General features: G+C 71.4%; 24 protein-coding genes and 1 pseudogene. 13 read left to right on the top strand and 12 right to left on the bottom strand.

Going from position 1 to position 25,860, the window contains the following annotated elements; all coding sequences use genetic code 11:
* Positions 1-1,031 (top strand): alpha/beta hydrolase family protein (locus E1292_RS36715; RefSeq protein ID WP_132602133.1); only part of this gene is annotated, 1,031 nt, incomplete at its 5' end.
* Positions 1,032-1,059: 28 nt separating this feature from the next.
* On the opposite strand, the gene E1292_RS36710 is transcribed toward E1292_RS36715, so the two are convergent.
* Genes E1292_RS36710 through E1292_RS36700 form a run of 3 tightly spaced genes read right to left on the bottom strand, consistent with a single transcriptional unit; the run spans position 1,060 to position 2,400 of the window.
* Positions 1,060-1,467 carry a hypothetical protein gene (locus E1292_RS36710; protein ID WP_132602130.1) on the bottom strand — a complete coding sequence of 136 codons (408 nt, stop codon included), beginning with the start codon at positions 1,465-1,467 and terminating at the stop codon, positions 1,060-1,062.
* Positions 1,464-1,712 carry a hypothetical protein gene (locus E1292_RS36705; protein WP_132602127.1) on the bottom strand — a complete coding sequence of 83 codons (249 nt, stop codon included), beginning with the start codon at positions 1,710-1,712 and terminating at the stop codon, positions 1,464-1,466. The genes E1292_RS36710 and E1292_RS36705 overlap by 4 nt, the downstream gene beginning before the upstream one ends.
* Positions 1,713-1,770: 58 nt before the next feature.
* Positions 1,771-2,400 carry a TetR/AcrR family transcriptional regulator gene (locus E1292_RS36700; protein ID WP_132602124.1) on the bottom strand — a complete coding sequence of 210 codons (630 nt, stop codon included), beginning with the start codon at positions 2,398-2,400 and terminating at the stop codon, positions 1,771-1,773.
* Between the two features lie 79 nt (positions 2,401-2,479).
* On the opposite strand from E1292_RS36700, the gene E1292_RS36695 reads away from it, so the two are divergent.
* Positions 2,480-3,931 (top strand): DHA2 family efflux MFS transporter permease subunit, encoded by a 1,452-nt coding sequence (locus tag E1292_RS36695; RefSeq protein WP_132602120.1) that lies wholly within the window; start codon positions 2,480-2,482, stop codon positions 3,929-3,931.
* A gap of 159 nt (positions 3,932-4,090) precedes the next feature.
* Here E1292_RS36695 and E1292_RS36690 read toward each other — a convergent pair whose 3' ends face one another.
* Positions 4,091-5,245: an RtcB family protein gene (locus E1292_RS36690; protein WP_132602117.1), complete on the bottom strand. Its 1,155-nt coding sequence runs from the start codon at positions 5,243-5,245 to the stop codon at positions 4,091-4,093.
* A gap of 432 nt (positions 5,246-5,677) precedes the next feature.
* Between E1292_RS36690 and E1292_RS36685 the strand changes: the two genes are divergently transcribed.
* The 4 genes from E1292_RS36685 to E1292_RS36670 are packed head-to-tail and all read left to right on the top strand — an operon-like array spanning position 5,678 to position 9,597.
* Positions 5,678-7,396, top strand: coding sequence for a discoidin domain-containing protein (locus E1292_RS36685; RefSeq protein ID WP_132602114.1), 1,719 nt, complete (start codon positions 5,678-5,680; stop codon positions 7,394-7,396).
* Between the two features lie 17 nt (positions 7,397-7,413).
* The gene (locus E1292_RS36680; RefSeq protein WP_246090587.1) at positions 7,414-8,256 is read left to right on the top strand and encodes a DUF1996 domain-containing protein; all 843 of its coding nucleotides are present in this window, start codon (positions 7,414-7,416) and stop codon (positions 8,254-8,256) included.
* 57 nt (positions 8,257-8,313) lie between these two features.
* Entirely contained in the window at positions 8,314-8,853 is a 540-nt protein-coding gene (locus E1292_RS36675; protein WP_165974935.1) for a DUF305 domain-containing protein, read from the top strand.
* Positions 8,854-8,892: 39 nt separating this feature from the next.
* Positions 8,893-9,597: a phosphotransferase gene (locus tag E1292_RS36670; RefSeq protein ID WP_132602105.1), complete on the top strand. Its 705-nt coding sequence runs from the start codon at positions 8,893-8,895 to the stop codon at positions 9,595-9,597.
* Here E1292_RS36670 and E1292_RS36665 read toward each other — a convergent pair.
* From E1292_RS36665 to E1292_RS55960, 4 genes are all read right to left on the bottom strand, one after another.
* Positions 9,560-10,354 (bottom strand): SDR family oxidoreductase, encoded by a 795-nt coding sequence (locus E1292_RS36665; RefSeq protein WP_246090586.1) that lies wholly within the window; start codon positions 10,352-10,354, stop codon positions 9,560-9,562. The genes E1292_RS36670 and E1292_RS36665 overlap by 38 nt on opposite strands.
* 47 nt (positions 10,355-10,401) lie before the next feature.
* Entirely contained in the window at positions 10,402-11,319 is a 918-nt protein-coding gene (locus E1292_RS36660; protein ID WP_132602099.1) for a hypothetical protein, read from the bottom strand.
* A 75-nt stretch (positions 11,320-11,394) separates the two neighbouring features.
* Positions 11,395-12,015: a phosphotransferase gene (locus tag E1292_RS36655; protein ID WP_132602096.1), complete on the bottom strand. Its 621-nt coding sequence runs from the start codon at positions 12,013-12,015 to the stop codon at positions 11,395-11,397.
* A gap of 48 nt (positions 12,016-12,063) precedes the next feature.
* Positions 12,064-12,216: a respiratory nitrate reductase subunit gamma gene (locus E1292_RS55960; protein WP_369334350.1), complete on the bottom strand. Its 153-nt coding sequence runs from the start codon at positions 12,214-12,216 to the stop codon at positions 12,064-12,066.
* Positions 12,217-12,492: 276 nt separating this feature from the next.
* Between E1292_RS55960 and E1292_RS36645 the strand changes: the two are divergent.
* From E1292_RS36645 to E1292_RS36635, 3 genes and pseudogenes are all read left to right on the top strand, one after another.
* A pseudogene (locus tag E1292_RS36645) lies at positions 12,493-13,446 on the top strand (MFS transporter); the annotation flags it as partial.
* 66 nt (positions 13,447-13,512) lie between these two features.
* Entirely contained in the window at positions 13,513-15,201 is a 1,689-nt protein-coding gene (locus E1292_RS36640) for an ABC transporter ATP-binding protein (protein WP_132602090.1), read from the top strand.
* Positions 15,202-15,204: 3 nt separating this feature from the next.
* Positions 15,205-16,962 carry an ABC transporter ATP-binding protein gene (locus tag E1292_RS36635; RefSeq protein ID WP_132602087.1) on the top strand — a complete coding sequence of 586 codons (1,758 nt, stop codon included), beginning with the start codon at positions 15,205-15,207 and terminating at the stop codon, positions 16,960-16,962.
* Positions 16,963-17,474: 512 nt separating this feature from the next.
* On the opposite strand, the gene E1292_RS36630 is transcribed toward E1292_RS36635, so the two are convergent.
* The 3 genes from E1292_RS36630 to E1292_RS36620 form a co-directional block, all read right to left on the bottom strand.
* Positions 17,475-18,689, bottom strand: a complete 1,215-nt coding sequence (locus E1292_RS36630; RefSeq protein ID WP_165974933.1) for an erythromycin esterase family protein — start codon at positions 18,687-18,689, stop codon at positions 17,475-17,477.
* Positions 18,690-19,025: 336 nt separating this feature from the next.
* A complete protein-coding gene (locus tag E1292_RS36625) occupies positions 19,026-20,408 on the bottom strand; it encodes an alpha/beta fold hydrolase (protein ID WP_132602081.1) in 1,383 nt (460 codons plus the stop codon).
* A 206-nt stretch (positions 20,409-20,614) separates the two neighbouring features.
* Positions 20,615-22,678, bottom strand: coding sequence for a S9 family peptidase (locus E1292_RS36620; RefSeq protein WP_132602078.1), 2,064 nt, complete (start codon positions 22,676-22,678; stop codon positions 20,615-20,617).
* A 44-nt stretch (positions 22,679-22,722) separates the two neighbouring features.
* Here E1292_RS36620 and mshB point away from each other — a divergent pair, with 44 nt between their 5' ends.
* A complete protein-coding gene (gene mshB, locus E1292_RS36615) occupies positions 22,723-23,628 on the top strand; it encodes an N-acetyl-1-D-myo-inositol-2-amino-2-deoxy-alpha-D-glucopyranoside deacetylase (protein ID WP_132602075.1) in 906 nt (301 codons plus the stop codon).
* Here mshB and E1292_RS36610 read toward each other — a convergent pair.
* A complete protein-coding gene (locus E1292_RS36610; protein ID WP_246090585.1) occupies positions 23,625-24,233 on the bottom strand; it encodes an RNA-guided endonuclease InsQ/TnpB family protein in 609 nt (202 codons plus the stop codon). The two genes, mshB and E1292_RS36610, sit on opposite strands and share 4 nt — an antisense overlap.
* A 173-nt stretch (positions 24,234-24,406) precedes the next feature.
* On the opposite strand from E1292_RS36610, the gene E1292_RS36605 reads away from it, so the two are divergent.
* The 3 genes from E1292_RS36605 to E1292_RS36595 form a co-directional block, all read left to right on the top strand.
* The gene (locus tag E1292_RS36605; protein WP_132602072.1) at positions 24,407-24,823 is read left to right on the top strand and encodes a DUF6113 family protein; all 417 of its coding nucleotides are present in this window, start codon (positions 24,407-24,409) and stop codon (positions 24,821-24,823) included.
* Between the two features lie 18 nt (positions 24,824-24,841).
* On the top strand, positions 24,842-25,336 hold the full coding sequence (locus E1292_RS36600) for a flavin reductase family protein (protein ID WP_132602068.1): 495 nt from the start codon (positions 24,842-24,844) through the stop codon (positions 25,334-25,336).
* Positions 25,337-25,474: 138 nt separating this feature from the next.
* Positions 25,475-25,860, top strand: a 386-nt coding sequence (locus tag E1292_RS36595) for a hypothetical protein (protein ID WP_220447239.1), incomplete at its 3' end; no start/stop codon positions are given.

The following is a 25,860-nucleotide window of genomic DNA, read 5'->3' as shown; positions in this document are numbered from 1 at the left end:
CCCCCACCGGCCCTCACGAGGTCGGCGCCACCGCCCTGTACCTGAAGGACACCTCCCGCCCCGATCCCTGGAACCTCGACGCCGACGCCAGGGAGCTCAAGGTCACCCTGTGGTATCCGACCAGTCAGCGGGACGGGCAGCGGGCACCGTACATGACGCCGGAGGAATCCGAGCGCCTCCTGAAGGGCTCCAGGATCACGGGCGTGCCGTACGACATCCTGAGCAGGACGCGCACGAACGCCGTCAAGGACGCCGAACCCGCGGGGGAGAAGCTTCCGCTGGTGGTGCTGTCCCCCGGCTTCACCAAGCCGGTGAGCACGCTCACGTCCCTGGCCGAGGACCTGGCCAGCCGGGGGTACGTCGTGGCCGGGATCGACCACACCTACGAGAGCTACGCCACCACCTTCCCCGACGGGCGGATCGCCGGATGCCTGGCCTGCGACAGCGACACCGACCCGGGTTTCGGCACCGGGGTGGTCCAGGGCAGGGCCGCCGACGTCTCCTTCGTACTCGACCGGTTGCCGGCGAAGTGGGAGGGTTCCGACCGGATCGACCGCTCCAGGATCGCGATGGCAGGCCAGTCGATCGGCGGCGCCGCCGCCGTGGCGGCCATGGTGCGGGATCCCCGGGTACGGGCCGGAATCGACATGGACGGCACCACCTACGCCCGGATCCCCAAGAGCGGGTTCTCCCGGCCGTTCATGTTCATGGGCTCGCCGGAGCACAGCCCCGGCGGCCGTGACACGTCGTGGGACCGCGACTGGAAACTGCTGACGGGGTGGAAGCGCTGGGTCGTCCTGTCGGGCGCGGATCACCAGTCCTTCACCGACGGCCCGCTGCTGGCGGGCGTCCTCGGCATGAAACCCGCCTACGGCGTCCTGCCCGCGGCGCGCGGTGCCGAGCTCACCCGCACGTACGTGGCGGCCTTCCTCGACCGGCACCTGAAGGCGCGGCGGCAGCCCCTGCTGGAGGAGGCGTCATCGCGCTATCCCGAGGTCGCGTTCTGCCCTGAGACGTGCGCTCGATCCTGAGACGGGCGCCGGCTGCCCGGTCAGGCCGTCAGGCGGTCTGGCGGGCCTCGTCGTTGGCGTTGGTGCGGATCTGCTGGATGCGCTGCTTGGTCAGGCCGAGCAGCTCGCCGATGTCGCCGTCGGACAGGCCCAGCTCGTGCATGTGCTTGACGCGCTTCTTCAGCGTGCGCGTGTAGTCCTCGGCGATCGCGGCGGCCTGGCGCTGGAGCGCGGCGAAGTCGTCGAGGTCCTGCTCGGACAGGCCGGGCAGCGCGTAGTGGAAGACGGGCGCGGGCGGCCGGTCGCGGTCGGCGAACAGGAACGGCATCCCTTCGGTGACGTCGGCGTGCAGCTCCTTCAGTGTGCGCGCGGACATGCCGCCGGCCACGCCGTCCACCTGGGCCAGCCACAGGCTGCCCGCCAGAGTGATGTGAACGTCAACGCGGTCCGCGGTCATGAATCCTCCAGCCAGTGGTCGCCGAACAGGTGAGCGAGCCCCTGCTCGAGGGAGTCGACCAGGTGGGGCGTCTCCCCGGGGTAGAGCGGGACGATCGCGCGGGCCGCGACGCGGCCCTCGGCGTCCCACAGCAGGAGGAAGCGCTGCCGCCTGGTCGTCTCCGCCCAGTCGCAGCGCAAGCCGCGGGTGCGGGAGAGCCGGATGATCCGATCGCGGATGGCCGCGTAGTCGTCTCGTTCCACCACACGCGGCAGACTATATCCCTTGCCTACCACCGACAAGAGCCCTTGTCGCCGACATTGGCTATGGCGTGTCCTGGCCCCAGGCGCGCATGAAGGTGCACACGGTGGCGCGGGCCATGTCGTGGAGCTCGGTCTCGCCGATCGGGCGGGTGCCCAGGCGGGAGCGGGCCTCCAGCGGGCCGAGGAGCAGGGCGAGGAACTGCTCGGCCGCGAGGTCGGGGTCGGCGGCGCGCAGGCGGCCGGAGAGCGCGAGCCGGGCCAGGCGGTCGGCCAGTGCCCGGGTGAGGTGGTGGGGGCCGCTGCCGGTCACGACGTCGAGAAGGTCGGGAAATCTCGTGATCTCGGAGTGGAGCAGCCGTTTCAGCGCGCACGAGCGCTCGTCGGTGTGCAGCCGGAGCAGCGCGTGGGCGACGTCCTCCAGGGCGCCGGCCAGATCGTCGCCCGGGTCCGCCAGCGGCGCGAGGGCGCCGATCCGGGCGTCGAGCGCGGCCTGCGAGGCGGCCTCCACGGCGTGCCGGAACAGCGTGGCCTTGTCGGTCATGTGGTTGTAGACCGTCGGTTTGGCAACGCCCGCCTCGTCCGCGATGTCCTGCACGCAGGCCTGCGCGTATCCCAGGCGGGCGAACACGGCGAACGCGCCGCCGAGGATCGCCTGGCGCTTGTCGATGCGTCCGCGTGTGCTGGTGGCCATGCCTGCGATTGTACGCGCTGGTTCACCTTCATGGACGCATGGGTTGCATGCGAACAAATGAGATAACTACATTGAACCCATGAGTTCAAATCCACCGGATGAACGTATGGACTCCCGGCTCCTCGGCATGATCGGCGTGATCCTGCTCGGCGGGCTGCTGGGCATCCTCAACAGCACGATGACCGCCGTCGCCATCGACACCCTGGCCGGCGCCTTCGCCACCTCACTCAGCACGGTCGGCTGGACGTCCACCGGCTTCCTGCTCGCGGTCACGGCCACCATCCCGTTCACCACCTGGGCCGTCGACCGGTTCGGCGGCAAGCGGCTGTGGCTGGCCGGGCTGTCCCTCTTCCTGGCCGGATCGTTGCTGGCCGGGCTGGCCTGGAACGTCGGCAGCCTGATCGCCTTCCGGGTGCTCCAGGGCTTCGGGGCGGGGCTGCTCGACCCGCTCGTGCTGATCCTGCTGGCCAGGGCCGCCGGGCCGCGCCGGGCCGGACGCGTGATGGGGCTGATGGGCGTGGTGCTGTCGCTCGGACCCGTGCTCGGGCCGATCGCGGGCGGCGCGGTGCTCGCCGGACTGTCATGGCGGTGGATGTTCCTGCTCAGCGTGCCCGTCGGCCTGGTCGCCCTGCTGCTGGCCGTCCGCGTGGTCCCCGCCGACGAACCGCCCGGAGCGTCGCCCGCCCGGCTGGACGTCGTGGGGCTGGCGCTGCTCGGGCCCGGATTCGCGGCCGTCGTCCTGGCGCTGTCGCAGACCGCCGAGCAGGGGTCGTTCGCCGCCTGGCAGGCGCTGCTGCCGCTGGCCGCGGGCGTGCTGCTGCTGACCGGCTACGCCGTGCACGCGCTGCGCGCGCGCTCCGTGGGTTCTTCCGCGACGCGGAGGAACCCGCCGCTGATCGACCTGCGCCTGTTCGCCAACCGCGGGTTCACGGCCAGCGTCACGATCATGGGGCTCGGCGGGTTGTCCCTCTTCGGGGCGCTGTTCGCGCTGCCGCTGTACTACCAGCAGGCTCACGGGCACGGCGTGCTCGCCGCCGGCCTGCTGATGGCGCCGCTCGGGCTCGGCGGCTCGATCGCGATGCCGCTGGCCGGGCGGCTGTCGGACCGGATCGGCGCGCGCGGACTGGCCATCGCGGGCGTCACCGTCTCCCTGCTCAGCGCGCTCTCCTTCACCCGGATGGGAGCCCACACCCCCGAGTTCTGGCCGGCGCTGGCGGCGCTCACGATCGGGCTGGGCAGCGGATGTTTCAGCGCGCCCACCATGGGCTCGCTCTACCGCACGCTGCCCGGGCCCATGGTGGCGCAGGGCAGTTCGGTGCTCTACATGCTCAACCAGCTCGGCGCCGCGCTCGGCGTGGCGGTCGTCGCGCTCATCCTGCAGACCGCCGGCGACGTGATCACCGGTTTCCACGGCATCTTCTGGCTCGTCGTGACCGTGCTGGTGATCGTGCTGGCGGTCATCCCGCTCCTTCCCGGCAGGCCGCCGCGGGCGCCGGCCGTGCCCGAGGAACTCGCGGGCACCCCGGGCTGATCGGTCACCAGCGCTCGACGAGGGGCTGGCGACCAGGCGCCGCACCCGCAGGTGCCGGTCGCCGAGTTCTGGAGGTCTCGTCCACCCGCCGCACCCTACGTCCGGGCGCCGACAGAAGCGGCTCTCCGCCTGCCGCGCAGGCGGAGAGCCGGAGCCTGGTCAGCCCTTGTAGTTGAAGATCTGGCGCAACGTGTGCCGCACCTCCACCAGGTCTCTCTGATCCGCCATCACCTGGTCGATGGGCTTGTACGCCTCAGGGTGCTCGTCCACCAGGGCGGCGGCCCGGTCCGCGTTCCAGGTGCGGCCGCTCATGGCCGCGGTGAGCGAGGTCGCCGACAGCTCACGCTTGGCCTTCGTACGCGACATGCGGCGGCCTGCCCCGTGGGAGCACGAGGTGTACGATTCGGGGTTTCCGCGCCCGCGCACGATGTACGAGCGCGTGCCCATCGAGCCCGGGATGACGCCCTCGTCGCCGCGGTCGGCCTTGATGGCTCCCTTGCGGGTGATCCACAGAGACTTGCCGTAGTGGGTCTCCTGCTGGGTGAAGTTGTGATGGCAGTTGATCGTGCGGACGCGCTGTCCCTTGCCCGCGACGCGGAACAGGGCGTTGATCAGGACCTTGTCCATCCGGGCACGCGAGGCCATCGCGTAGCGCTGGGCCCACAGCATGTCCTCGATGTACGCGGTGAACTCCGGCGTGCTCTGGACGAAGTACGCCAGGTCCGGATCCTCCAGGCCGACCTCCTGCTTCTTCATCAGCTTCTTGGCACCCGTGATGTGCATCTGGGCGAGCTGGTTGCCGATGCCGCGCGAACCCGAGTGCAGCACCGTCCAGACGCGGTCGCGCTCGTCGAGGCAGACCTCGACGAAGTGGTTGCCGGACCCGAGGGTGCCGAACTGCTCGGCCACCTTCTTCGTCTGCTTCGGGTCGAGGTCGGTGTGGGGGAGCCCCAGGTCGCTGAGGGCGCGGTCGGTCGACGGGTCGTCGTGGCCCTTGCCTACGCCGGCGGGGATGCGGCGCTCCACCATCGGCATCAGGGCCGCGAGCGTGTCGGGCAGGTCCGCGGCCGTGAGCGTCGTCTCCGTGGCCACCATGCCGCAACCGATGTCGACGCCGACGGCGGCGGGGATGATCGCGTTCTCGGTGGGAATCACCGAGCCGACCGTCGCACCGATGCCGACGTGCGCGTCGGGCATGAGAGCGACGTGGCCGGAGACGAACGGCAGGCGGGCAGTGCGTGCGGCCTGCATGATCGCGCCTTCGTCGATCTCGCTGGCCCACGACAGCAGGTTCGGTGCGGGCTGGTTCGGCATGAAAGACAGCTCCTTACTGGTTGGTGATCAGTTTGGCGGGACCAGTAAGGATTTCCCACCTATTTTACCGACTGCGGGTTATGCCGGCCGTGCGGGTGCCGCCGTTGGGCCACGCGGACCGAAGCGTCCCCTCCTTGAGAGAGCGCTCCCTCACCCGGATTCGGTGGGGGCGCCGGGCGGTCAGGACCGGGTGACTGTTCCGTGTCCTTGTGACGCGGGGGAGCGCCGGGCATTCGGCGCGAGTGCGGTGTCATTCTCGCTGGTAGGCGCCGTATGAAGGTGTTTGAAACGCGGTTCAGGGGCGGCTGTTCGTGTGTCAGGCGGGTTTTCACCTGGTAACGAGCATCTTGACAGCGGTAGGAGAGGCGAGCACTCTCCCAATGAGGGAGCGCTCCCCGAACACCCCCCGCTTCTCACCCTGACGGAGACGTCGTGAGTCCACCCCCCGGCCCCGGCGTACGACGCCTCGGGGCCCTCCTCGCCCTCCTCCTCACCCTGTCGTTACTGTCGGCGGTGCCCGCCGGCGCCGCCGACACCCTGCTCTCCCAAGGCCGGACCGCCACCGCCTCCTCCACCGAGAACGCCGCCTTCCCCGCCTCCGCGGCCGTCGACGGCGACGCCGGCACCCGCTGGTCCAGCGCCTTCTCCGACCCGCAGTGGATCCAGGTCGACCTCGGCGCCGCCGCGACCATCAGCCAGGTGCGGCTGAGCTGGGAGGCCGCGTACGCCACCGCGTTCACCGTGCAGGCCTCCGCCGACGGCACCTCCTGGACCGGCCTGCACGCCACCACCACCGCCACCGGCGGCGACCAGACGCTGAACGTGTCGGGCAGCGGCCGCTACGTCCGCGTCCACGGCACCCGGCGCGCCACCGCGTACGGCTACAGCCTCTGGGAGTTCCAGGTCTACGGCACCGGCGGGAGCTCCGGCGCGGAACGGCTGCTGTCGTACAACAAGCCCGGCGTCGCCTCGAGCTCGCAGCACGACGGCAACTGCTGGGAGTGCACGCCGGCCAGGGCGTTCGACCTCGACCCCGCCAGCAGGTGGGCCACCAGCTCCACCACCGGCTGGGTCGACCCCGGCTGGATCTACGTGGACCTGGGCGCCACCGCGCAGATCAGCAAGGTCGTCCTGCAGTGGGACCCGGCCTACGCCACGTCGTACGAGATCCAGGTGTCGCCCGACGCGGGCAGCTGGACCACCATCCACAGCACCACCAGCGGCAACGGGTTCAAGCAGACCCTGAACGTCACCGGCTCCGGCCGGTACGTGCGGATGTACGGCACCCAGCGTGCCACCCCCTACGGCTACAGCCTCTGGGAGTTCCAGGTGTACGGCACAGGAGGGAACCCGGTCGACCCGCCGGCCCCGCCCGACGACCCGTCGAACCCGCCGTCCCTGGTGTGGAGCGACGAGTTCGACGGCCCGGCGGGAAGCAGGCCCGACGCCGCCAAATGGCGCGCCGACCCCGGCACCGGGCCGAACAACGAGCTGGAGTACTACACCGACCACGACAACGCCTCCATGGACGGCCAGGGACATCTGGTCATGGAAGCCCGCAAACAGGCCACGCCGGGCTCCGCCTGCCCGGTCGACCCGCTGACCGGCAGCACCACCTGCCAGTACACCTCGGCCAGGATGAACACCGGCACGAAGTTCCACTTCACCTACGGCCGCGTCGAGGCCAGGATCAAGGTGCCCAAGGGCAACGGGTTGTGGCCGGCGTTCTGGATGATGGGGGCCGACTTCCTGACCGGGCGGCCGTGGCCGTACAACGGCGAGATCGACATCATGGAGGTCCTCGGCAAGGACGTGAAGACGTCCTACTCGACCGTGCACGCGCCCGCGTACAACGGCGGGGGCGGGGTCGGGTCGCCCTACACGCTGCCGGACGGCGCCGACTTCTCCGGCGACTTCCACGTCTGGGCGGCCAACTGGGACAGCAAGGGCATCGTCTACACCCTCGACGGCCGGACGGTGTTCACGATCAGCAAGGACGAGGTCGAGCGGACCCGCGGCCCGTGGATCTTCGACCACCCGTTCTACATCATCCTCAACCTCGCGGTCGGCGGCGACTGGCCGGGACCGCCCGACGCGTCCACGCCGTTCCCGTCGCGGATGCTCGTCGACTACGTGCGGGTCTACCAATGACGACCAAGGGAGCCGCCATGCTCGCCTCACGACTCTTCGCGCTGCTGACCCTGCTGATCGGCATGGTCGCCGTCGTGCCCCGCCCGGCGGTGGCGGAGCCCGTACGGGTGGCGGAGTTCCTCGCCGACTGCCCGTTCAGCCACCGGCTGCCCGACGACCCGATCGTCTTCCCCGGCCTGCCGGGCGCCTCGCACATGCACAGCTTCTTCGGCAGCCGCGTCACCAACGCCCACACCCAGCTCAACGACCTGCTCAACGGCGCCACGAACTGCAACCCGGCCGTGGACAAGTCGTCGTACTGGGTGCCGACCCTCTACAAGGACGGCGCACCCGTGGAGCCGGCCATCGTCACGTTCTACTACCTCGGCGAGGGCGTACGTGACGACATCATCGCCAGGATCCAGCCGCTGCCCCTCGGGTTGCGGATCGTCGCGGGCAACGCCACGGCGACCGGACCCGACCACACGACGATCTCCCGGTGGTCCTGCCTGCACGCCGGGCACGTCGGCGCGTCGAAGGACTTCGTCACCTGCCCGCCGGGGACGATGCTGGAGTCGTACCTGGACTTCCCGCAGTGCTGGAACGGGCGCGACCTCGACTCCGCCGACCACAAGAGCCACATGGCCTATCCGGTGGCCGGCGCCTGCCCGAGCACGCACCCCGTACCGGTGCCCAAGCTGCGCCAGGTGATCCGTTACCCGGTGAGCGGCGACCCGTCGCACTTCCGGCTGGCCTCTGGCGGCGGGTTCACGATGCACGGTGACTTCTTCAACGCCTGGCCGGAGGCGGAGATGGAGCGCCGGGTGCGTGACTGCATCCGGCCGATCATCAAGTGCGGGGCCGACGGGCGGCCGTCGTAACTCCTGTTCCTCGCCCGGGCGGGCCGTCACCGCCCGGGCCCTCCGGAGGTCGTACGCGTGTCACGGGTGCTCGGATTCCTGCTGCTGGCCGTCCTGCTGCTCGGCTGCTCGGCCGCTCCCGCTCCGGCGCCCGCCTCCAGCGGGGCCTTCACCACCACGGACGTGGCCTGGCTGCAACTGGCCGAGGCCCTGCACACGCGGGCGCTGCCCCTCCTGGACCTCGCGCGGGACCGCGCGGCCGACCGGCCGCTCTCCGAGTTCGCCGCCCGGCTCGGCAAGGCGCACGAGAGCGGGCGCGGCCGGCTGCGCGCCCTGCTCGCCCAGGCCCGGATCACCGGCGAGAACCCGCACGCCAGGCACGACATGCCCGGCATGCCCACCGCCGCCGACCTGACGGCGCTGTCCGTGCTGCGCGACGACGCGTTCGACCGGCGGTTCGTCGCGTTGCTGCGGGCGTACCTGAAGCAGCTCGCGCTGGTGGCGAAGGGCGAGCAGGGCGCGGGCGGCGCGCGACAGGCCCGCGAGCTGGCGTCCGCCATGCGGCGCGACCACGCCGCCGACCTGGCCGAGCTGGACAGGATCGCCGGACGTACGTGAGCTCCGCCGCCCCTGTCGCGGGCTCGGTAGGTTGAGCGGATGGAGCTCGGTGAGTTGCTGGGGTCGGGCCGCAGCGCGGACGTGTACGCGATCGACGACGAGCGGGTGCTGCGCCGCTACCGATCGGGCATGGACGCGCGCCGGGAAGCCGCGGTCATGGACTACGTGGCGGGGCACGGCTATCCCGTGCCCCGCGTCCATCCGGGAGAAGGGCCGCCCGGCGACCTGGTGATGGAGCGGCTGGCCGGGCCGACGATGTCACGGGCGGTGTTCGACGGCGACCTGCCCCTCGAGGCCGCGGGCGACGGCATCGCCCGGCTGCTCCTGCGCCTGCACCGGATCCCGGCCCGGCACTCGGCCGACCCCCATGATCGGGTGCTCCACCTGGACCTGCACCCGGACAACGTCATGCTCACCGCCCGCGGGCCGATGGTGATCGACTGGTGCAACACCGAGGAGGGCGGCCCGGAGGAGGACTGCGCCATCTCGGCGTTGATCCTCGCCCAGATCGCGGTCGACGCCGAGGACGAGCGCGCGCCGGCGACGCGGGTGGTCCTCGGCGCGCTGCTGGCCGGGCTCGGCGCCGCGATGGGCTATGGCGACGCGCTCGACCGTGCCAAGGCCCGGCGCGGCGCGAACCCCACGATGACCGCCAGGGAGCTGCAACTGCTCGACGCGGCGGCCGCCCTGGTGCGCGAGCTGGGCCTCACGGCCGCCAGGCGCCCCGCGCCGCCGCCTCGGTGACGTAGCTCTCGAACGGCTTCGGCGGCCGGTCGGTCACCTGGCTCACGACCTCGGTGACCGGCTGGTCGCCGAGGGCACGCAGGGCGGTGAACGCCTTGGCCGCACGGATGGCGTCGCCGGAGAAGCCCTGGGCCGCGACGTATTCCTCCTCGCCGCCCAGGTAGGTGATCTCGCGGCCGACCGCCCAGCCGATGATCTCCGCGGCCTCCCCGAACGACAGGGAGCGCGGCCCCGTGATCTCATAGGAGCGCCCCGCGTGGCCGTCCTGCGTGAGGGCCGCGGCGGCGACGGCGGCGATGTCGCCGGCGTCGACGAACGCCTGGCGCACGGCGCCCATCGGCAACATCAGCTCGCCCGCCATGACCGCCGGCCGCAGGAAGCCCTCGTCGAAATTCTGGTCGAACCAGCTCGGCCGCAGGATCGTCCACCCGGCGCCGCCGTCGCGGACCGCGCGCTCCGCGGCCATCAGCCGCTCGTCGCCCATGACCTCGATGCCGCCGCTGGACAGCAGCACGATCTGCTCGACCCCCTGCTCCACCGCCAGCGACACGAACGCCGGATCGATCGGGACGCCGTCGGGAGCCATGAGGAAGACCCTGGACGCCCCTCCCACCGCGGGCTCCCACGTGCCGGGCCGCGCCCAGTCGAACGTGGTCTCACCGCTCCTGGAGGCGGCGCGTACGGCGTGGCCGGTCGCGCGCAGCTGCTCCGCCACGCGCCGCCCGATGGTGCCTGTCGCGCCGAGGACTAGGATCACGTGCCGAGTCATGCCCCGAGTCAAGCAAAGGACACCGACAGAACCCGTCAAAGACGTCCGGCGGCCCGCAGGACGCGTAAGGCGTTCAGGGTGATCATCTCGTTCGGGCCCGCGCGGCCCCAGTCCACCACGTCCTGCGCGTACGCCCGGCCGGGCGGGTTCCACCAGCGCCCGCCGGCCCGCCAGCGGCCGTCACGCAGGCGGCGGCGCTCCAACTCGTCGAGCGCGTCGGCGGCCCGTGGATCGCCGGCCAGGCCCATCCGCGACAACACCAGCAGCGCCTGAAGGATGTCGTAATGCCAGTACGGCGGGTAGTGCGGGGCGAGCCAGGCGCGGTGAACGACCTCGCCGGCCGACAGGCTGCGGAACAGCCGGTGCTCCAGCAGCAGCTCCGCCGCCCGCGCCGCAGCCTTCGCACCGTTTCGGTCGCCGGTGGCCAGCGCGTACTCGTGCAGGCCCCACATGGCCGGGAGCGTCTCGTGGAACGACGACCGGCGTCCGGTGGCCCGCTCGTCGCAGTTCCAGCCGCCGTCCGGCCACTGCCACGACATCAGCGACCCGGCGAGGCGGCGGGCGCGCGGATCCCCTGCCAGGCCCATGCGGCAGGAGGCGGCCAGGGCGTTGCCCTCGATGGAGGCGTGCTGCCGGACCAGCCCGCCGATCACGACGGGCTCACGGCAGCCGGTGGTGAGCCAGGACAGCACGTGGTCGGCCACCTCCAGGACGCGCGGCTCGCCGGGCGGGACGCCCAGCTCGGCCAGCGCGACGAGCCGCCAGTGGGCGCCGGTCCACTTCCTGTACGGGTCGCCGCCGAGCCCGGCGTCGAGGAGGGCGTTGACCTTGAGACCCTTCATGACGTCCTCGCCCACGGGCTCGTCGAGCAGGTCGCGGCGGGTCTGCCCGCGGATGCCCGGCTCGTCGCCGGTCAGGAGCCAGTCCACCGCAGCTCGGGTGCGTGGGTCCATGACCCATGGTCTGCCGCCGCCCATGGGGCCCGCAAGGACGGACGGGCGCCCGCGCGGGCCGGTACTGCGGGCGGGCTATTCGGTCCAGGCGGCCGTGGCGTCGAGGCGCTCGCGCCACATCTTCTCGCCGCCCCCGCCGGGCTCCCAGCGGACGCAGAAGTCGCGCAGGTCACGGCAGCGTGCCAGCATCGCCGCGTGGCGCTCAGGCCAGGCGGGCACGGGCTCGCCGTACGAGGCGAAGAACCGCGGCAGCAGCGGCACGTGCTCCGGGTGGTGCGTGCGGACGATCCACTCGCACCAGGCGAGGTCCTCGACCGGTCGCCCCGGATGGGCCCACTCCCAGTCGAGGATCGCGGTCGTCTCGAACGTGGCCGGGTGGAACAGCATGTTCTGCGGTCCGTAGTCGCCGTGGACGATGCCGAGCCTGTGGATGCGGGCCAGCATGCGGCCGCACTCGGCGAGCACCTCCGCGGCGCGGCCGTCGTCCAGGAGGTCCTGGCCGTGGGAGCCCTCGACCCAGCGGGTGGTCAGGCTGGTCGAGGTGACCTGGTGGACGCGGGGGACGGGGATGCGGCCGCGCAGGCGGCGCAGATATCTGCTCTCCGTGCTGAGCCTGAACGCCGCCTCGGGCCCCTGGTAGCACTTCACGACCAGGGCGCCGTCGCCGACCGTGCTGTTGGTGTACCCGTGCTTCACAAGGGTCGATTCTGGCGTACCGGGACCCGTGCCGGGTGCCCCCGCACACTATCGCCCGTGCCTCCGATACACGATGTAAGGACGGAGCAAACCGCCCAACGGGGTGCAAGAAGCGCGCACCGGGTGGCTGAACGGGAGAAGCGCGAGCAGCCCCCTCCCGGCCGTGGTGTTCACCTTGTAAAGAGTGTGCGCACGGGTCATCGCCACACAACCCCACGTCATCACAGAACGCGAGAATCTGTTACGCAGAGTGCATGTCCGAACTTCGTGCAGGCCAGGTGCGCAACCTGGTGCTGGCCACGGTGACCTTCGCGGTGACGTTCTGGGCGTGGAACCTCATCGGTCCGTTGTCCGGGAGCTACAGCAGGCAACTGCGGCTGTCGCAGACGCAGCTCTCGCTGCTGGTGGCGATCCCCGTGGTGGTCGGCTCGCTGGGGCGGATCCCGGTGGGGATGCTGGCCGACCGGTTCGGCGGGCGGCGCAATGTTCGCGGCCGTCTGCTTCGTCTCGATCGTGCCCGTCCTGTTCACCGGCTGGTCCACCTCGTACGGCTGGCTGCTGTTCTGGGGATTCCTGCTGGGCATCCCCGGCACGTCGTTCGCGATCGGCATCCCCTTCGTCAACGCGTGGTACGAACCCGCCCGCCGGGGCTTCGCCACCGGCGTGTTCGGGGCCGGCATGGGCGGCACGGCGCTGTCGGCGTCCTGCACGCCGGTCCTGGTCGAGACGTTCGGACGGCCTTTCACTCACGTGCTGATGGCGGCGGCGCTCGCGGTGACGGGTCTCGTCATGCTGGGCGCGAGCCGCGACTCGCCGCGCTGGTCGCCCGCGACCGCCCCCGCGTGGCCCAGGATCCGGGCGGCCATGGCGCTCAAAGCCACCTGGCAGTCGGCATTCCTGTACGCGGTGGCCTTCAGCGGGTTCGTGGCCTTCTCGACGTACCTGCCGACCCTGCTGCAGAACGTGTACCGCTTCGCCCAGACCGGCGCGGGGCTGCGCACGGCCGGGTTCTCGATCGCGGCGGTGCTGGCCAGGCCGCTCGGCGGCACGCTCTCCGACCGGATCGGACCGGTGAAGGTCCTGCTCATCGCGTTCGGCGGCACCACGATCATGGCGCTCGTGCTGGCGCTGGAGCCGCCGGCCGAGGTGCCCGCGGGGGCGAGCTTCGTGCTCATGGCGCTCTTCCTCGGGCTCGGGACGGGCGGCGGGTTCGCCCTCGTCGCGAAGCTGGTCGAGGCGTCCAGGGTGGGGACGGTGACCGGGCTCGTCGGCGCGGCCGGCGGGCTCGGCGGCTATTTCCCGCCGCTCGTCATGGGGGCGGTCTACGCCGCCACCGGGGCGTACACGATCGGCTATGCGTTGCTCGCGATCACGGCGCTGGTGACACTGGCGTACACGATGCGGGCCTTCAAGGGGCTCCAGGGGCGGTAGGGAACGTTCCAGCAGGTCGAAAACCGTTTGCCGGGCCGCCTCACGCCTTGTCAAGGTTGTCAGGCTATGCGCTCCCTTCCTGAGGCCGATCCTGGCGTGCCCGACATCCGCAGCCCGCTGCGCTATTTGTGGTGGACTGCGCGCAGGCAGTGGCCGTCTCTCCTCGCGGGCATCGGCTTCGCGACCCTGTGGTGGCTGGTGCAGGCCCTGATGCCGGCCGTGCTCGGCAAGGGCATCGACGCCGTCACCGCGAAGGACTCCCGGGCGCTGCTGTTCTGGGCGGCCGTCCTGCTTGTGCTCGGGCTGCTGCAGGCCTTCACCGGCCTCATGCGCCACCGGATGGCCGTCCACACCTGGCTGTCGGCCGCCTACCGCACCGTGCAGGTGACCGCCAGGCAGGCCGCCAGGCTCGGCGCCACGCTGCCCAAGCGGCTGTCCACCGGCGAGGTGGTCAGTGTCGGCAACTCCGACATCTCCCACATCGGTGGCTCCATGGACATCCTGCTGCGCGGCACCGGCTCCATCGTGGCGATCGTCACCGTCACCGTGATCCTCATCTCGACCTCGCTGCCGCTCGGCCTGCTCGTGCTGTTCGGCGTGCCGATCATGGCCGTCGCCATCTCGCCGCTGCTGCGACCCCTGCACCGGCGGCAGCGCAGGCACCGCGAGCTTGTCGGCGACCTGTCCACCAGGGCGAGCGACATCGTGGCCGGCCTGCGGGTGCTGCGCGGCATCGGCGGCGAGCAGGTGTTCGCCGGCCGTTATCGCGACGAGTCGCAGCTCGTCCGCCAGGCCGGCGTCGGCGTGGCCAGGGTCGAGTCGGTGCTCGAAGGCGCCCAGATCGTGCTGGCCGGCCTGCTCATCGCCATCGTGACCGGCGTCGGCGCCTCGTTCGCCGTCGCCGGCGAGATCCCCACCGGCCAGCTCGTCTCGTTCTACCTCTACGCGGTCTTCCTCATCGGCCCCCTGCGCACCCTCACCGAGGCCGCCGACAGGCTCACCAAGGGCCACGTCGCCGCCGGTCGCGTGATCCGCATCCTGTCGATCGAGCCCGAGGTCACCGGCGGCGCCGAGAGCAGCCCAGGAGGCGTGCTGCGCGACTCCTACAGCGGCGTCACCCTCCAGCCGTGCTCGCTGACCGCCATCGCCGCGAGCTCGCCCGACGACGCCGCCGCCATCGCCGACCGGCTCGGCCGCTACGCCGACGGCGACGTCACCTTCGGCGAGGCCTCCCTGGCCGACCTGCCCATCGACGAGATCCGCGCCCGCATCCTCGTCGCCGACAACGGCGCCCGCCTGTTCACCGGCCGCCTGCGCGACGAGCTCGACGTGCGCGGCGGCGCCACCGACGAGCAACTGCGCGAGGCACTCCACGCGGCCTGCGCGGACGACATCGTCGAGGCACTGCCCGACGGGCTCGACACCGTCGTGGCCGAGGCCGGTCGCGAGTTCTCCGGCGGGCAGCAGCAGCGGCTGCGCCTGGTCAGGGCGCTGCTGGCCGACCCCGAGGTGCTCATCCTGGTCGAGCCCACCAGCGCCGTCGACGCCCACAGCGAGGCCCGCATCGCCGGGCGGCTGGCCAAGGCGCGCGCCGGCCGCACCACGCTGGTCTGCACGACCAGCCCGCTGGTGCTCGACCGCACCGACCACGTGATCTACGTCGAGGAGGGCAGGGTGCTGGCCGAGGGCGCACACCGGCAGCTGCTCGACAGCTCGCCTGCCTATGCCGCGACCGTGACCCGTGGGGAGGACTGACACATGGCCCGCGAGATCCTGCCGGTCGCCGACCGCAAACAGGTGCGCGCCTACGCCAGGCGGCTGACCCTGCACTATCCGCGCGAGCTCACGCTCGCCCTCCTCCTGCACGGGTCGGCCGCCGTGGCCGGGCTGGCCGTGCCGTGGCAGCTCGGCAGCCTGGTGCAGGACGTGCAGTACGGCGCCGAGGTCGACGTCGTCGTCGTGGCCGCCGCCATCGGGGCGTTCCTGCTCCTGCAGGGCGTCCTCGTGCGCTATGCCGTGCTGGCCTCCTCCAGGCTCGGCGAGAAGGTGCTGGCCGAGCTGCGCGAGGAGTTCGTCGACCGGGTGCTCGGCCTGCCTCTGTCCACCGTCGAGCGGGCCGGGGCCGGAGACCTGATCACCAGGACCTCCCGTGACGTCGACGCCCTGTCGCGCACCGTCCGGCACGCCGTCCCCGAGACGCTGATCGCGTCCGTCACCTTCGTGATCACCGTGGGCGCCCTGCTCCTCGTCAGCCCGCTGCTCATGCTGCCGATGCTGATCGCGGGCCCGGTGTTGTGGATCTCCACCCGGTGGTATCTCAAGCGGGCGCGCGACGGCTATCTCCGCGAGAACGCCGCCTACGCCGACCTCACCGAAGGGCTGGCCGAAACCGTCGAAGGCGCCAGGGCGGTGGAGGCGCTCGGGCTGCAGGAGCGGCGCCGGGCCCGCACCGACGACGACATCGCGCACTCGTACGCCGCCGAACGCTACACGCTGGGCCTGCGCAGCGTGTGGTATCCCGCCGTCGAGCTGGGCTACGTGCTCCCGGTCGTGGCGACGCTGCTGGTCGGCGGCCTCTTCTACATCAACGGCTGGGTGGCGCTCGCCCAGGTGGCCACCGCGACGCTCTACGCCCAGCAGCTCATCGACCCGCTCGACAGGTTTCTCATGTGGATCGACGAGCTGCAGGTGGGCGGGGCGTCCATGGCGCGGCTGCTCGGCGTGGCCAACGTGCCCGACGACCGGGTGGCCTCCGCGTCGTCGCCCTCCGGCGAGCTGCTGGAGGCCTCGGACGTGCGCTATGCCTACCGTGAGGGCCGCGACGTGCTGCACGGCGTGTCGCTGACCGTCCAGCCGGGGGAGCGGCTGGCCATGGTCGGGCCGTCGGGCGCCGGGAAGTCCACGCTCGGACGGCTGCTGGCCGGCATCCACGGGCCGCGCGCCGGCGCGGTGGCCGTGGGCGGGGTGCCGCTGGTCGAGCTGCCGCTCGACGACCTGCGCGGCCACGTCGCGCTCGTCACCCAGGAGCACCACGTGTTCAAGGGGACGGTGCGCGACAACCTGGTGATCGCCCGTCCCGACGCCGACGACCAGGCCGTACGGAAGGCGCTCGAAGCGGTGGACGCGCTTGACTGGGTGCTGGAGCTGCCCGCCGGCCTGGAGACGCACGTGGGATCCGGCGGGCTGGCCGTCTCCCCCGCGCAGGCGCAGCAGCTGGCCCTGGCCCGGCTCGTGCTCGCCGACCCGCACACCCTGGTGCTGGACGAGGCCACCTCCCTCATCGACCCCCGCGCCGCCAGGCACCTGGAACGCTCGCTGGCCGCCGTGCTCGACGGGCGCACGGTCATCGCGATCGCCCACCGGCTCTACACGGCGCACGACGCCGACCGGGTGGCCGTCGTGGAGGACGGGCGGATCAGCGAGCTGGGCTCCCACGACGAGTTGGTGGCGGCGGGCGGCTCCTACGCGGCCCTCTGGACCAGCTGGCACGGCACCCGCTCCGCCACCTACCCGTGACGCCGCCCGCCCGCTGGGCGCGGCACCCGCTCCGCCACCTACGCGTGACGCCGCCCGCCCGCTGGGCGCGGCACCCGCTCCGCCACCCACCCGTGACGCCGCCGTTTCGCAGACCCGCCCACCACGTTCGCCCGCTCACCGGACAGCGAGATCGCGGCCGCCCTTGCTGAACCTCTCTGGTCGTCGGCCCCGGCCAGCGCCCAGAGCCCTGGAGCTCCTCCGCCGCAGCGGCGTATTCGGCGGCTTGATCGCCGCAACTCACGCCACTGCTGGGCTCGGCACGCGGGGGAGCAATACCGCCGTGACGACCGGGCCTCCTGCGGCAGAGGGAGACCCAGTTCGTGCACGTCAGAGCCGCCGCACGCTGGCCCACGCCACCGATTGTCGCAGGCGGGCACCGAAACCTCAGCCCTCTTACTCCGAGGGTTGTTCCCCCTCGAACACGATCTCCGATGGAAGATCACCGGCTTGGAACAGGCGCTCGGCCCGGTGTGCAGAGGCTGCCTACGACCTCAACCAGTGGCGTGTTCCAGCACGTGATCGGTGCCGGTCGTCCGCGACACGTGCGCGATGGCGTCGAACGCCTCGAACACCGGCAGGTCCAGGAAATAGTCGGCCATGCGCGAGTGCTGGAAGGACGCCGCGTCGTGGACATGCGGGCGGGCGGCGCGCAGATCGGCGAGCGCCCAGAGCCGGTTGGTGGGAAAGGCCGCCTCGATGCTGCCGTCGACGGGCGGCGGGAGCGGGGCAGCGTACCAGGCGCCATGCGGCCGCTCCGGAGTCGGTGCGCCCAGCGTGGTGGTCTGGCCCAGACTCGATGTCACGCCGATGGCCCGGTAGGCGTCCCCCAGGGCGGCTGCGAGGTGCGCGCCGGCCGGCAGGAGCGGGCGCTCCTGGCTGTCCAGTGCGGGCGTGCGCTGAATGTGCCAGTTGTGCGCCGCAAGCACCACGCGCGCGCCGCCCTCGACAAGGCGCAGCACGGATTCCGCCATGTAGAGGTCGCGGAAGGTTGAGGCGGACTCGAAGCCCTCGGTGGAGTTGGCGCGATGGAGATGATCGAGATACCAGGCGCCGCGCAGATGCCACATCGCCGTGTCGTGCTCGGCCCCGTGGCCTCGGGCGCGCTGGACGAGGGTCAGACGCTGCATATGAGCCATCAACCGACTCAGCGCGCCAGTGAGTACGTCCCGCTGATCCGGGGGGAGGTTCTCATAGCGGTCGAGGGCCACGAAGATGACCGGATCGTCGAACCGGCGTACGACGCCGGCCGCCTCCTCCAGCACCGGGAGCGCCTCGGGCGCGGCCCAGCGTAGGTAGTCGGCGAGCTCTTCCAGCGCGGGCAGGGGGGAGGCCGCGGCCCCGGGCAGGTCGGTGCCCACACACCGAACCGGCATGGCGGTGGTGCGGTTGCGGCCCCGCATCCACGCCAGTGCTTCGTGCAGTTCCCGGCACTGTCCCAGCGACAGGGCAATGCCGTCCGCCGCGACCTGCTCGACGGTTCCGGGGCCGCCTTGGACCCACGTGTCCAAGACCTGGCCCTGGGTGAATGGCGCCTCGAGCGCGTACACCTCAAAGCCGCACCGCTCGACCAGGAAGCGCAGGATGCGATGGCGTACCTGGTAGAACTCCCGCATGTGGTGGGTGCTCTCGCCCAGAGCCACGACCTGCGCACTCCCGATGATGTCGCGCAGCGGCTCGAGGTCGTCCACGGGCAGCTGGAAGTCCAAGGTTTCCATAGTCGAGGCGTGATCACCGACCCAGCTGGCGAAACTCGTCTGACGGCCTGTCTCTACGTTCATACCGGACAGCCTCACACGGCAGGCCTGCCGGGGCCGTCATGCAGGAGGAGGAGCTTGGGGTACGACCGGCGAAGCAGCCCCGCCGCGGATTGAGACACCGGGAGTAGCAAATACGCGGCTTCACTGAGCGGTGCTGCGGCGCTTCTTTCTCTCCGATCGTCCAGAGCAGGATCAACGGTTGAGGAACAGGCACTTACCGTTCGCCAGGGGAAAGACCGCCGCGTGCACGGATGCCCGTACGCAGGGGCATCCGTAGGGGGTTTGTCAGCATGGTGTGGTCTTGGTGGGGACGGTGCGGTCGGTGAAGTAGCGGTTGATGTGGTCGCGGGCGCACTTGTTGAAGCCGTAGAGCGTGTGGCCGGGCCCGTCGTGGTGGATGACGGCGCTGCCCGGGACCGGGGACAGCGCCCGCGCCACCGCGTCGGACTCGCCCCACGCGCCGGCCCCGAGCAGGGGCGGCAGGCCCTTGGGGAGGGGAGCGGGCTTGTTGGTCACGGGGACCGGCCAGCCGATGCAGCCCAGCATCGCCGTGGCCAGGGTGTTGGCCGTGCCCGCGTTGGGGACGATCTTGCGCAGGCGGGCGTTGGTGGCGGCCATCTCCTTGCGGTCGGCGAAGCGAGGCCAGTCGGTGCACTCCGTGACGCCCGTGGCCTGGTCGGGGTAGCGGGCGCCGCGGGCGGGCACGAAGCCGGACGCGTCTGCCCTGGCGGCCTTGCGGATCGCCTGGGCCAGGTCAGGCCAGGCCGGCTTGCCCTGCCGGGCCCTGCTGATGGCGAAGGACTGCAGGTCGCGGCCGTTGTAGGCGACGTTGGCCGTCGTGGTGGGGACGGGGGTGCGGTCGGCTCTGGCGATCAGCGCCCGCCAGCGGCCGGGGACGTCGGAGCAGTCGTTGGCCTTACACCAGGCGAAGAAGCGCTCCAGGAAGCGCTCGTTGGCCCTGGCCGACTCCTCCAGCTCCCGTTTCCAGCTCGCGGTGCTGTGGTTGATCGTGCCGTCGAGGACCATCGTGCGGATGCGGCCGGGGAAGAGTCGGGCATATGCCTGGCCGTAGATGCCCGCGTAGGAGGCGCCGTAGAAGTTGAGCTCGCCGTCGCCGAGGAACTTCCTGATGGCCTCCATGTCTCTGGCGTGGTCGGCCGAGCTCATGTGGGCGAACAGCTCGGGATCTTTGAGTCGGCAGGCCTCGGCGTAGCCGCGGTTGGTGTCGGACAGCCGGCCGAAGGCGGCGTCGTCTTCCGGGGTGCCGGGGAGGGGGACGCGGGTCCAGGAGCACTGCAGGCCCGTGCTGAGGCCTTGGAACTGCTCGCCGTAGCCGCGGGTGTCCCACGTGACGATGTCCATACGCTCGCGGAGCTCGGCCCACCAGCCGGGGTTGGCCTGGGTCAGGGCGATGCCGGGGCCGCCGGGACCCCCGTAGGCCACCAGCACCGAGCCCTCCGAGGCGCCGGTGGCCTTGAGCCGCCCCAGCTTCAGGGTGATCGTGCGGCCGTCGGGTTTGCTCCAGTCGGCCGGGACCTGGAGATCCGTGCAGACCATGCCGATCTTGTCGTTGGGGCACGAGCGCCACTCCTGGGTGGTGGCCGCCGCCGCTGGGGCGGACAGGCCCGCGCCCAGCAGGGCCAAGGTCAGGGTGAGGGGTTTCAGCATGGCGTTCACGATCCCGCAGAGGGCGGCGGGATCGCGTCGGACCAGGGTTTGATCTTTGCGGCCCGGATGTCGGACCTGGGTCTGTCAGACCGTCAGCCCGACGTCTGCTTCGGATTCTGGGGTGTGGTGGTCGTCTGGCGTCTACTCGGGAGGGGTGGTGGCGGTTGGTCTGGTGCCTGCGTCCGGAAGTCCTGGTGTGGCAGCCGTCAGCCGAGTGCCTGCTTGAGGAAGTCCAGTTGCAGCAGCATCAGGTTCTCCGCCACCACCTCCTGAGGCGTAATGTGCGTCACACCGGACAGCGGGAGCACGCTGTGCCGGCGCCCGGCCGCGAGCAGCGCCGAGGACAGGCGGAGCGTGTGCGCGGCCACCACGTTGTCGTCGGCCAGGCCGTGGACCAGCAGCAGCGGGCGTTCGAGTTTGCTCGCGTCGGCGAACAACGACGACTTCTCGTACACTTCCGGCTGCTCGTCGGGGTGGCCCAGGTAGCGCTCGGTGTAGCACGTGTCGTACAGCCGCCAGTCGGTCACCGGCGCCCCGGCGACCGCCGCGTGGAACACGTCGGGACGGCGCAGCACCGCGAGTGCGGCCAGGTATCCGCCGAACGACCAGCCGCGGATGGCCACCTTCGTCAGGTCGAGGTCGTCGGGGTACTGCTCGGCCACCCCCTGCAGGGCGTCGACCTGGTCCTCCAGCGCCGGGGTCGCCAGGTCGTCGCGCACGGCCCGCTCGAAGGCCGTGCCGCGGCCAGGGGTGCCGCGCCCGTCGGCCACGATCACGGCGAACCCCTGCTCGGCGAACCACTGGCTCTCCAGGAAGAAGCTCCGCTGGTTGAGCACCCGCTGGGCGTGCGGGCCGCCGTACGGATTCATCAGGACCGGCAGCCGGCCCGAGCCCTGCTCGTGCCACGACGGCAGCACCACGGCGGTGGCCAGGTCGCGACGGCCGGAACGGCCGAGCGAGACCCGCATGTCGAGGCCGGGGCGCTCGGCGAACGACGGGATCGGCACCGCCGTGCCGTCGCGCTTGACGACCGTGGCCGACACGCCCTCCATGTCGAGGCTCTGCTCGGTCAGTACGCCGACCCCGCCCGACATGCGCCCGGAGAACACCCCGGAACGGGTCGAGACGGGCAGCAGCGAATGGCCGTCCCACGTCCACAGATGGATCTCGGTCGGGTCGCCGCTCGCGCTGAACAGCACGCTGTCGTGGTCGACGTCGAGTACGGCCCGCACCTGCAACGTCGGCGGGGTGACCGGATGGTCGCCGACGTACAGGCGATGGCCGCCGTCGGCGGAGGCCACCCAGACCAGCGACCCGTCGTCGAGGTGGGCGGGCACTCCTGTCACGATGTCGACCCAGGCGGGATCGGTGTCCTCGCGCACGAGTGTGGTCGCGCCGGTCGCCGGATCGACCGAGAACAGCCGCATCGTCTTCTGGTCGCGGGTCATCGTCACGATCGACAGCGCGTGGGAGTCCCAGGAGGCCGTGGTGAGGTATTCCTCGGTGTACGGCACCGCGACCCGCGACCCGTCGAGCCCCAGCACGAACAGCTCGGTGACCGCGTTGGGGGTGCCGGCCGCCGGATAGCGCTGGACCGTGGCCGGACGGTTCGGGTTGGCCGGGTCGGCGATGTGCCAGACGTTGACCGGAGCCTCGTCGGCCCGCTCGACCAGCAGCGCGTCGCTCGTCGGGGCCCACCAGTAGCCGCGCATGCGGTCCATCTCCTCCGCGGCGATGAACTCGGCCAGCCCGTACGTCACCGTCTCCGACTCCGGCGTGGCCAGCGCGCGGTCGGTGCCCGAGAGCACGTCCTGGACGCGCAGGGCGCCGCCGGTGACGTAGGCGACGTGCCGCCCGTCGGGGGAGAGCCGGGGGTCGATGACCGCGCCCGGCGTGTCGAGCAGGTGCGCCTGGCCGCCGGCCAGGTCGGCCACGTAGAGGCCGCCGGACAGGGCGAAGCAGGCCCTGGTCACCGCGGCGTCGGTGGCGTAGGCGACGACGCCGCCCGCGGACTCTCTGCTGCGCTCGCGCCTGGCCCGCTCTTCCTGCGGCAGGTCCTCCTCGTCGGCGTGGAGCGCGCGCGGGTCGACGATCAGGCGTTCGACGTGGGTCTCGGTGTCGAGCTCCCACAGGCAGGTCACCGGGTCGTCGCCCGACTTCGACCGCAGGAAGACCACCCGGCCGCCGTCGGGGGAGATCGTGAAGCCTCTGGGCACCCCGAGGGTGAACCGGCGGGTCCTGGCCGACAGTCGTGGGAAGCTCTCACTCATGGGGCCAATCCTGCCAGGAACGCACCATTGTTACGCTCAAGGCTATGACTGATCGACGGCTCCTGCTCGTGCACGCCCATCCGGACGACGAGTCGATCGGCACCGGGGCGACCATGGCGAAATACGTCGCCGAGGGCGCGCACGTCACGCTGGTGACCTGCACGCTCGGCGAGGAAGGGGAGATCATCCCCGGTGACCTCGCCCATCTGGCCGCCGACAGGGACGACGCGCTGGGGCCGTACCGGATCGGCGAGCTCGCCGCCGCCTGCAAGGCGCTGGGCGTCGAGGATCACCGTTTTCTCGGCGAACCCGGGCGCTGGCGCGACTCGGGGATGATGGGCGTGGCCTCCAATGACCATCCGAAGGCGTTCTGGCAGGCGGACCTCGACGAGGCCGCGGGCGAGCTGGTCAAGGTCATCCGCGAGGTGCGTCCCCAGGTGCTCGTCACGTACGACGAGAACGGCTTCTACGGCCACCCCGACCACATCCAGGCGCACCGTGTCTCGCGCAGGGCGTTCGAGCTGGCCGCGGACCCCGGCTTCGGCTCGGGCGAGCCGTGGCGGATCGCGAAGTTCTACCACACCGCGGTCGCCAGGTCCGCGCTGCGCCGCACCTCGGAGGCGCTGCGCGAGGCCGAGGTCGGCTTCCTCGTCGAGGACGTCGAGGACATGGCGTACGGCTGCGCGGACCAGGACATCACCACCGAGATCGACGCGCGCCCCTGGATCGGCAACAAGATCGAGGCCATGCGGGCTCACGACACGCAGATCACCGTGGCGGAGCCGTGGTTCGCGCTGTCCAACAACATCGGCCAGGAGGTCGCGGGGGTCGAGCACTACATCCTGGCGATCGGGTCGCCCGGCCTGCCGGTGCCGGGTCCCCCTGTGGAGGCCGGTGGGCTCGGCGAGCCGTACGACCGGGAGAACGATCTCTTCGCGGGCATCCACTAACCTCGGTCGCTGTGACTCCTCCGCTCCCTGAAGGGAGCAGTTTCTCGCCAAGCCGCTTCCGGAGCCTGGCGAAGGGCAAGCCCTGCCCTGAGGATGTTGATCGCCGCGTTGACGCCGGCGTGCTCGGTATGCCCGCACGCCGTACATCGGAACCCGGCCTGGGCGGCGCGGTTCCTTTTCGCGCAGTGCCCGCATCGGGCGCAGGTGCGGGAGGCGCCGGCGGGGTTCACCGCGATCAGCTCTCGACCGGCGCTTTCAGCCTCGTGCGACAGGATCGTCAGGAACACCCCCCAGCCGGCGTCCAGGATGCTCCGGTTCAACCCGGACTTCTGTGCGACGTTGCGGCCAGGCTGGGCGATCGTGCCCGAGGCCGAGCGGGTCATGTTCGCGATCCGCAGGTCCTCGGGCACGATCACGTCGTAGTCGCGGACCAGCGCGAGCGCGGCCTTGTGCGCGCCGTCCGAGCGCTGACGGCGGACCTTCGCGTGCAGCGCGCGGTGCTCCAGCGCGGCGTTGTACAGCTGCCGCTGGTCTTCCAGGCACGCCGCGAGCGCGACGGCCTGCCGGGCGGTGGAGCGCAGCAGGAACGTGAACGACCTGCGCACGCCTACCTCCCGCGCTCGGTTAGACAACGCAACGGCATCGGCCGGCACCGACCAAATGCGGAAGGAAATGTGATGCGCAGACCTGACAGGTCAGGGCACCCTCGGGCCTTGGCGGCCATCCCACTGCCGATTCCCCGGTCGCCTCAAGGCGACGGTCCCCTCGGGAGGTTCTGATGGGACATCGCAGCCAGGCCGAGTCGGCGCTGGGCGGGGCGGCCTACGGCATGCTGTTCGTACTCGGGGTCGTGATGGCGGTCGTCGGCGGCTTCACCCACCCGGTGTGGCAGACGGGCGGGGTCCCGATCGCGGCGCTCGTCTGGGTGCTGGCGTTGTTCGGGGTGGGCCTGGGGGCGGGCCGGCTGATGCGCGCCCGGCTCGGCGCGGTCGCGACGGCGATCGGGTGGTTGCTGGTGACGATGCCGTTCACGCTGGAGTTGGGGTCGGGTGACCTGGTGATCGCGCGGGGGGCTCCTGGCTACATCTACCTGTATGGAGGTTTGCTGGCTCTTGTCGGGGCCTATCTGCTTTCGCCCTCGTCAGGTAGGGGGTCTTGGCTGTTGCGGGGGTATTCTCCGACTAATCCGATGTAGGGGCATAAAGTAATCTTTGTGCATTTCACCGAGCGGCACGTAGACCCCGCAACGCATCGCAAGGTCGTCGGCCGCTTCGCCACCGGAGTCGCGATCGTCACGACGCGGCGCGACGGCGTCGATCTGGCGATGACGATCAACTCCTTCACCTCCGTCTCCCTCGAACCGCTGCTCGTGCTCTTCTGCGCCGAGAAGGTGGCCAGGTTCCATGACGCGGTGCTGGAGACCGGGACATGGGGGGTGTCGGTGCTGCCGGCCTCGATGGAGGACGTCTCGCGTTTCTTCGCCCATCGCGGGCGGCCGCTGAACGGGCAACTCGCGCGGTGGCCGCATCATCGCGGTGAGACGGGGGCGGCGCTGTTCGACGGGGCGATCGCCACCGTGGAGTGCGTCACCACGGCGGTGCACGACGCCGGCGACCACTCGATCGTGGTGGGCGAGGTGCGGGCGTTGAGCACGCCCTCGGAGGAGTCGCCCCTGCTCTACCACGAGGGCCGCTACAGGAGGCTCTGACCTCCCGTACGCGTGCGGGCTCCTGCGCGGTCACGAGCGGGGCCGCATGAGTCGGGCCAGGCACGAGGCCTGGCCCGATCACTGGTCGCGTTCCCGCGTTACTGGGCGGGGGCGCTCTCCGATGGCGACGGCGCGCCCGTGTCCGTGGGGACGCCGGTGTCCGTCGGCGTCACGGTCTGCGTCGGAGGCGCCTCGGTGGGCGTCTCCGTGGGCGGCGGCGTGTCCGTCGGGGCCTCGGTGGGCGGGACGTCGGTCGGCGGCAGCGAGGCCGGCGGGCAGGTGGGGATCTCCTCCGTGGGGCTCGCCGAAGGCGACACGCCGTCCGTCGGCGGAGCGGTGTCCGTCGGTGGAGCGGTGCCGGTCGGCGGCGCCGTGTCCGTCGGCGCCACGGTGTCCGTCGGCGTCCCGGAGCTCGGAGGCGTCTCAGTGCTCGGAGGCGTCTCGGTGCTCGGGGGCGTCTCAGTGGTCGGAGGCGTCTCGGTGCTCGGCGGGGTCTCGGTGGTGGTTTCCGTGGGTGGCGGGCG

Source organism: Nonomuraea deserti, assembly GCF_004348685.1.
GTDB classification, from domain to species: domain Bacteria; phylum Actinomycetota; class Actinomycetes; order Streptosporangiales; family Streptosporangiaceae; genus Nonomuraea; species Nonomuraea deserti.
This window is presented reverse-complemented; position numbering and strand designations above follow the sequence as displayed.